General features: G+C 43.0%; 11 protein-coding genes. 5 read left to right on the top strand and 6 right to left on the bottom strand.

Translation table 11 applies throughout. The features are described 5' to 3' along the window. The first annotated feature begins 197 nt into the window (after positions 1–197). From purM to Q8P28_08405, 4 genes are all read left to right on the top strand, one after another. Complete coding sequence (gene purM / locus Q8P28_08420) at positions 198–1244, top strand: phosphoribosylformylglycinamidine cyclo-ligase (GenBank protein ID MDP2682811.1); 1047 nt, start codon at positions 198–200, stop codon at positions 1242–1244. Further along, positions 1241–1897, top strand: coding sequence for a phosphoribosylglycinamide formyltransferase (purN, locus tag Q8P28_08415; protein ID MDP2682810.1), 657 nt, complete (start codon positions 1241–1243; stop codon positions 1895–1897). The genes purM and purN overlap by 4 nt, the downstream gene beginning before the upstream one ends. 1 nt (position 1898) lies before the next feature. After that, positions 1899–2315 (top strand): DUF523 domain-containing protein, encoded by a 417-nt coding sequence (locus tag Q8P28_08410; GenBank protein ID MDP2682809.1) that lies wholly within the window; start codon positions 1899–1901, stop codon positions 2313–2315. Positions 2316–2392: 77 nt separating this feature from the next. Continuing rightward, a complete protein-coding gene (locus Q8P28_08405) occupies positions 2393–2680 on the top strand; it encodes a hypothetical protein (GenBank protein ID MDP2682808.1) in 288 nt (95 codons plus the stop codon). A 49-nt stretch (positions 2681–2729) separates the two neighbouring features. Here Q8P28_08405 and Q8P28_08400 read toward each other — a convergent pair whose 3' ends face one another. Beyond that, entirely contained in the window at positions 2730–3296 is a 567-nt protein-coding gene (locus tag Q8P28_08400; protein ID MDP2682807.1) for a YdcF family protein, read from the bottom strand. 77 nt (positions 3297–3373) lie between these two features. On the opposite strand from Q8P28_08400, the gene rpmB reads away from it, so the two are divergent. Beyond that, positions 3374–3565, top strand: coding sequence for a 50S ribosomal protein L28 (gene rpmB / locus Q8P28_08395; GenBank protein ID MDP2682806.1), 192 nt, complete (start codon positions 3374–3376; stop codon positions 3563–3565). Positions 3566–3576: 11 nt separating this feature from the next. Here the strand turns inward: rpmB and Q8P28_08390 are convergent, their stop codons facing one another. From Q8P28_08390 to Q8P28_08370, 5 genes are all read right to left on the bottom strand, one after another. After that, positions 3577–3966, bottom strand: a complete 390-nt coding sequence (locus Q8P28_08390; protein MDP2682805.1) for a RidA family protein — start codon at positions 3964–3966, stop codon at positions 3577–3579. Between the two features lie 98 nt (positions 3967–4064). Further along, positions 4065–4931, bottom strand: a complete 867-nt coding sequence (locus tag Q8P28_08385; protein MDP2682804.1) for a methylenetetrahydrofolate reductase — start codon at positions 4929–4931, stop codon at positions 4065–4067. A 1-nt stretch (position 4932) separates the two neighbouring features. Beyond that, positions 4933–5598 (bottom strand): methylenetetrahydrofolate reductase C-terminal domain-containing protein, encoded by a 666-nt coding sequence (locus Q8P28_08380; GenBank protein MDP2682803.1) that lies wholly within the window; start codon positions 5596–5598, stop codon positions 4933–4935. Further along, entirely contained in the window at positions 5595–6455 is an 861-nt protein-coding gene (folD, locus tag Q8P28_08375; protein MDP2682802.1) for a bifunctional methylenetetrahydrofolate dehydrogenase/methenyltetrahydrofolate cyclohydrolase FolD, read from the bottom strand. The genes Q8P28_08380 and folD overlap by 4 nt, the downstream gene beginning before the upstream one ends. A gap of 136 nt (positions 6456–6591) precedes the next feature. Then, complete coding sequence (locus Q8P28_08370; protein MDP2682801.1) at positions 6592–6900, bottom strand: hypothetical protein; 309 nt, start codon at positions 6898–6900, stop codon at positions 6592–6594. Positions 6901–7138: the final 238 nt, after the last annotated feature.

The following is a 7138-nucleotide window of genomic DNA, read 5'->3' as shown; positions in this document are numbered from 1 at the left end:
CCTTGACTATCCTTACTGCCTGTGCATAATTCTCTATTGTGGCTCTTTGAGTCATGGGGTATCCTCCTTTTGTTTTGGTATTGGCTTACCATGGAGATACCCCTTTCTTGCTTCTGACACAAGAAATAATACATTACCTTTTATTAAAAAGATTTGACTTTAACCGCCACTTGGATTAACCTTTTTGCCGAAAGGAGATTTTTTTGAAAGGCGTTACCTACAAAAAGTCAGGGGTAAATATAGACGAGGGCGAAAGGCTTGTTAAGCTTATAAAACCTATTGCCGGAAAGACAGCAAGGCAGGAGGTCATGGCAGGTATCGGCGGCTTTGCCGCGCTCTTTAAATTAAACCTGAAAAGATACAAAAACCCTGTGCTTGTCTCGTCAACAGACGGAGTTGGGACAAAACTTAAGATTGCCTTTATGATGAAGAGGCATGATACTGTCGGCATTGACCTTGTAGCAATGGGCGTAAACGATATAATCGTAAGCGGCGCAGAGCCGCTTTTCTTTCTGGATTATTTTGCAACAGGAAGGCTTGATGCAAAGACTGCTGCCGAAGTCATAAAAGGCATTGCAAAGGGGTGCATGGAGGCTGGATGCGCGCTGGTCGGCGGCGAGACCGCGGAGATGCCCGGTTTCTACAAAGACGGCGAATATGACCTTGCAGGATTTGCAGTCGGGATAGCTGATAAAGGAAAAATCATAGACGGCAGAAAAATAAAACCCGGGGATAAGATTATAGGACTTGCGTCGAGCGGCCTGCACAGCAACGGTTACTCTTTGGCAAGAAAGATTATCTTCGGGAAATTAAAACTGAATTTAAAAAGCAGGATAAAAGGTCTTGGGAAAAGCGTAGGCGATGAACTCCTCACGCCTACAAAGATATATGTGAAGACTGTAGCTGCGTTAAAGAAAGAATTTAATATAAAGGGCATAGCCCACATCACAGGCGGCGGGCTTATTGAAAATATACCGAGGATACTGCCTGGTATCTGCAAGGCAAAAATCTTCAAAAACAGATGGCGGATTCCATCTGTATTTCAAATCATACAAAGGGCGGGCAGGATAGAAGAAACGGAGATGTTCCGCACATTCAACTGCGGCATAGGCATGGTGATAATTGTAGCCGGCAAAGATGCAGACAATGCCGTAAAGAGATTGAAGGCATTAAAAGAGACGGCATTTTTAATAGGCAATATAGAAAAAAGAAGCCCTAAAGAGGATTCTGTTGTAATCCTATGATCAATCTCGGCATACTTGTTTCAGGCAGCGGCACGAACCTTCAGGCAATAATAGACGCGGTTAGCGCAAAGAGGCTCTCTGCCGCAGTAAAGGCCGTAATAAGCAATAAACCGGACGCCAAGGCAATTGAGCGCGCCAAAAAACATCATATCCCCGCATTTATCATTCAGGAAAACCGGTTCTCCTCCAAAGAAGATTATGATACTCACCTTGTAGAAATACTCAAGGCAAACTCAGTGGACCTTGTTATTCTGGCAGGGTTTATGAGGCTTTTAACTCCAGTCTTCATCCGGGCATTCCCGATGCGGATTATGAATATCCACCCAGCGCTCCTCCCTTCTTTTCCCGGGCTCAATGTCCAGAAAAAGGCGCTGGAATACGGTGTAAAATTTTCAGGATGCACAGTTCATTTTGTTGATGAAGCCGTTGATACAGGCCCGATTATCATCCAGGCTGCTGTGCCTGTCTATGATAATGACACAGAGGAAACCCTTGCCAAAAGGATTCTAAAAGAAGAGCATAAAATATATCCGCAGGCGATACAACTCTTCGCCGAGGGAAAGCTGGAGATAAAGGGACGGAGGGTGCTTGTAAAAGACCATCCGCACACAGAAGGCGCAATGGAAAATCCCAGTGTAAAGATATTTGAATAACATGGCACAGAAGAAAAAGCCTATCCTAATCAGCGCATGTCTTATTGGAATAAACTGCCGGTATGACGGAACAAATGCCTTAAATAAAAAACTAATCAAAAGCTATGCAAAAGAGTGCCTAATCCCGATATGCCCTGAACAGCTTGGCGGCCTCCCAACGCCCAGGCTTGAGGCCAAAATACGGGGAAAAGATGTAATAGATAAAAGCGGAAGGACACTAACAAGGGAGTTTAAAAAAGGGGCAACAGAGGTTTTAAAGATTGCTAAATTCTGCGGCGCAAAAAAGGCTGTGCTTAAAGAAAAAAGCCCATCCTGCGGTGTAATGCTTATCTGTAAAAATGGGAAACTTGTAAAAGGACAGGGCATAACAACAAGGCTTTTAAAGGATAATGGCATTGAAATTGAAGGGGCGGGGTAATTTCCCCATTGCTTTTTTTAGATAGATGAGATAAAATTTCCATCAGTAATATTTACAAAATTTTAAGGAGGTTTAAAATGGGTGATTGTGGAAGTTGTTCCCCAGGCGGCGCCGGGCCGTTTTCTATGGGCAGAGAGTTGGTTGAATTCGTATATAATGCACACGGAGGCGGCGTAAGAAAGGCGCAAATTCCTAACGGCGGCCTTAAAGCAACTTGTCAGGGATGCGGTGAGAGTTTTGTGCTGAGCACCTTTGTGGGTAAATGCCCGAAATGCGGCGGCATACATGCGGTATCGCCTCCAAGATGCAATGATGCGGCAAATATCCAGTTTGCCGGAAAAGGTGTTACTTTGCCGGATGTGTAAAAATAAAGGTGTTAGGCTATCTTAAACATAGCTTAACACCTATCTTCTTTTATAACTGTAATCTATACCAGTAAAATTTAAAGAATTCTCCCGCCAAAAGAACAGGCCCTCTGCCTCTCCACCACATCTTTTCGTCAAAATTGGGTGTTGCAACAGGATAGATATAGAGTCTTGTTTCTCCGGGAAGGACTCGGCTAAAAGTATATGACGCCCTTTTCATGTGATAAAACGAGGTGATGAGGATTATTGACCTTATATTCTTGTTTTCTATAATCTTCTTTATCTCCACAGCATTTTCGTATGTGCTTGTAGAGCCTTTTTCCAATATAATGTTTAACTTGCTCTTTACTAAATCCCTCTGAAAAAATATGGACTCAAGAGTTGCGTCTTTGGCCACCCCGGCAAGGATAAGGTACCCCGCCTTTCCACCTGCAAAAAGCTCAAAACCTTTATCAACCCTTCCAAGTCCGCCTGTAAGCACAACTATAGCATCGGCTCTGTTGTTTTCTGCCTTATACCTGCCTGCGTCTTTGGCAAAATCAATGTATAGAAATAATAACGCCATCAGTATAAAAACAAAGATGAGTAAGATAATATTTCCGGTTGTTATCTTCATAAACCCATAAATTTCTTGCAATTAACTATAATGTATGTTATAAACTTACGCTCTATTATTTTACGGAGGTTATAGATATGTCAATGGTTTGTGAAATATGCGGCAAAGGCCCTGATTTCGGCAACAACGTAAGTCATGCGAATAATAAGACCAAAAGGCGCAGGAACCCAAATCTTCAGATAGTAAAAGCTGCCTCAAAGGGGCAAAATAGAAGAATCCGAGTCTGCACCAGATGCATAAGGTCAGGGGCCGTAACAAAGGCAGCATAACTACGCTCAATCTACCTGCCCGCCCTGTCAATTGCTATAGCATCAATCTCAATATCAACCCCTTTGGGAAGATTACTGACCTCCACCGTAGCCCTTGCCGGGAAAAGGGTTGTAAAGAAGCCGCCATATGCCCGGTTCATATCGTCGAACTTTTTTAAATCTCTCAGATATACTGTTGTTTTTACAACACACTCAAGACCTGAGCCGCCGGCCTCAAGGATATTTTTTATATTTTTTATAACCTGTATGGTTTGCTCTGCGATATCCCCTTTTACAAGGTCGTTTGTATCAGGGTCCATGGGTATCTGGCCAGAGACAAAGATAAACCCGTTTGCCTTTACAGCCTGAGAATAAGGCCCTATTACCTTAGGCGCCCTGTCTGTATTTACAATCTCCTTCATAGGTTTTGCAGCTCATCCACTCCCATCACATTTATCTGGCTCATGTCTTTTCCATGGAAAGAGGACAAATATTGCAAGAAACACATCAAGCCCGATTTCTATCCAGCCGCTTCAATTATGTTAACTACACTTTCCTCCTGGCCTATTGCCATGATATGCGCACCGTCACAGAAACACTTTAACTCCTTTATCTGTCTGGCCGCAATCTCTATGCCTTTTTCAAGCTGATCTTTTGATTTTTCCAGCTCGTCTATAAAATGTTTTGGCACTGTTACGCCTGGGACATTATCATTTAGAAAATGGGCCATCTTTGCGGATTTCAGAAGCAGGACGCCCCCTAAAATCTTTACATCATTTTTTTTGGCATACTCATAAAACTTATGAAATTTCTCCATGTCATATATAGCCTGGGTCTGGAAAAACCTTGCCCCGGCCTCTATCTTTTTTTCAAACTTTATCATCTCAGGCTCCCATGGGTCCGCCTCAGGCGCAACAACTGCGCCCATAAAAAACCCTGTTCCGCCTTTTAGCGGGGTATCCTTCATATTTGTTCCGTTATTAAGCTTTTTTATGACCTGAACAAGCTGAACAGAGTCTAAATCAAATACAGCCTTTGCCTCCCTATGGTCCCCGAATAACACATGGTCTCCTGACAGGGCAAGGATATTTTTTATGCCAAGGGCCCATGCGCCCAGTATATCTGACTGTATCGCAATCCTGTTTCTGTCCCTGCATGTCATCTGGAATACAGGGTCTATGCCTTCTCTAATCAAAAGCACAGAACATGCAAGGGAAGAAAGCCTCATCACAGCCCTTTGATTATCTGTAACATTTGCAGCAGCTATTTTATCCTTTAAAAGCCGCGCCTTTTTAAGAAAATCAACAGTATCAGTTCCCTTTGGCGGGCATATCTCGGCCGTGATGGTGAATTTTTTTGACGCAAGCGATTGTTTTAGGGTTTGCATTCTATTTTTTTATCCTTGATTCAACAACTAACATTTTGGGTTTTACGCTGCCTGAATAATCTTTTGGTGGAGCTATCCTTTTTAAAACATCCAATCTTTCCTGAGCCTTTAACCTCTGATAAATCATCACCCATGCGCACGCATTTTCCATATTGACTTCACATTTACCGTTTGCCATCCCTCCGCAAGGACCGTTTAAAAGCCCTTTAGGACACTGGGTGTGCGGGCATATACCCCCTGTCTCTCCTAAAACACACTCTCCGCAAAGGGAGCAGCCTTCAAAAAAATGACCATACCTTGTAACATTTGCAAGATATAGAGAATCAAGAGCCGGGAACACCGGTTTTTCATCACCTGCCGAGTCAGCAACCGCCTTTACACCTGCGCCGCATGCAAGCACAAGAAATGCGTCAGTATTTTCAACCGCCTCCTTATCTTCACGGAAATATTTTTTAATAAGCATGCTGTAACATGTCTCGTCAGGTATTGCAAAGCCAGCTATGGTTTTGCCTTCTTTTTTTAGCAATTCAGCCATTGCCTTTACTTCCTTCTCTCCGCCTGTTTCACACTGTTCTGCGCATGAATCGCAGCCAAAGAGATAGATATTCTTTCTGCCTTTTAGATATTCCAATATCTTTGAAAATCCTTTTTTCTTCGTAATAATCATTTTTTAACCTCTAACCCCTGTTTTTTCGCTGCCTCCACAGTATTATACATAAGCATAGCGATTGTCATTGGCCCGACCCCTCCCGGCACCGGAGTTATAAATGACGTCCTTTTAAAGGCCTCTTCATATTCCACATCTCCTGCAAGTTTGCCGTTATCAAGGCGGTTTATGCCGACATCTATGACAACAGCCCCTTGTTTTATCCATTCTCCTTTTATCATATGCGGTCTGCCGACTGCCGCAATCAATATATCCGCCCTCTTTATCTTTTCCTGCAGATTGATGGTCTTTGAATGGCAGATAGTAACAGTTGCATTTTTCTGGAGGAGCATAATGGCGATCGGCTTGCCGACAATATTGCTTCTGCCTACAACCACAGCATCTTTGCCTGAAACATTTATACCGCTGTCCTCCAGGAGTTTCATAATGCCAAGCGGTGTGCAGGGCTGAAATAAGGGTTTGCCGGCGACAAGCCTCCCTACATTAAACGGGTGAAAACCATCCACATCCTTTTCAGGCGATATAGCCTCTAAAATCAGTTCTTCATCAAGGTGTTTGGGAAGCGGGAGTTGAACAAGAATGCCGTGAACCTTTGGGTCGTTATTTAATTCAGATATCCGCCATAGTAAGTCTGGCTGGCTGATGTCTTTATGAAGGGTGTACTGAAAAGAATTAATGCCCAGTTCCTCACATGCCTTTGCCTTCGCCTTGGTATAGACTAAAGAGGCGGGGTTATCTCCAACAAGTACTACAGCCAGTCCCGGCTTTGAGCCATACCCACTGAGGAAGCTAACCGCATCTTTTAATTTATCCCTGAATTTATGAGCAACGGCCTTTCCATCAATAATATTTGACATAGGCTTAGTAGTATACTTAAGAAGGCAATAATTGTAAAGATTTTTGGCAGAACGAAAAGTAGATAATAAAATAAAAAAGGGGAGTTTATACTCCCCTTTTTATTTGAACCAAAGGTTTTTTTGTTTAAAAGCTATACTATTTTTTCTTTTTCGCAGCTTTCTTTTTAGGAGTGGTTTTTGCTGCTGATTTGACCTTTGATGCCTCGATCTCTTTTTTCAGGTTGTCTTTTTCCTGAGTCAGGGATGCTATCTGAGCCTTAAGGTCATCTCCCGCCTTTGTCAGGTTTGCCACCTGATTTTTCAGATTATTATTCTCGTCCGTCATGGTCTGAACCTGCCCCTTCAGTTGTTCATTTTCCTGTTTTAGCTGCTGACCGCAGCCAGAAACAGCAATAGCAAGCATGAAGGCAAAAATGCTGCTTAATATGACTGTCTTTTTCCCCATTACCTGTTCTCCTTTTTTGTTTTATTTTAATGGCCTTTGGTTCGTTTCAACCCACGCTCCCGTGCGGGGAGCGACTTTTTACATCTTATGGTGCAAATGCACCTCCCCCGAAATAGTGGACACACCAAAGGGTTAGGTTATAGTAGAATCATATAACCTAAGGAGGTGTGAAATGCAAGAAAGGAAAGTGAACAGGAAATACGATAAGCAGTTTAAGGAAGAAGCAGTAAGACTTGCA

It is taken from the genome of Deltaproteobacteria bacterium (assembly GCA_030690165.1).
In the GTDB taxonomy this organism is placed as follows: domain Bacteria; phylum Desulfobacterota; class GWC2-55-46; order UBA9637; family UBA9637; genus JACRNJ01.
The sequence above is the reverse complement of the archived record's forward strand: the minus strand, read 5'-3'. Positions and strand labels throughout refer to the sequence as shown.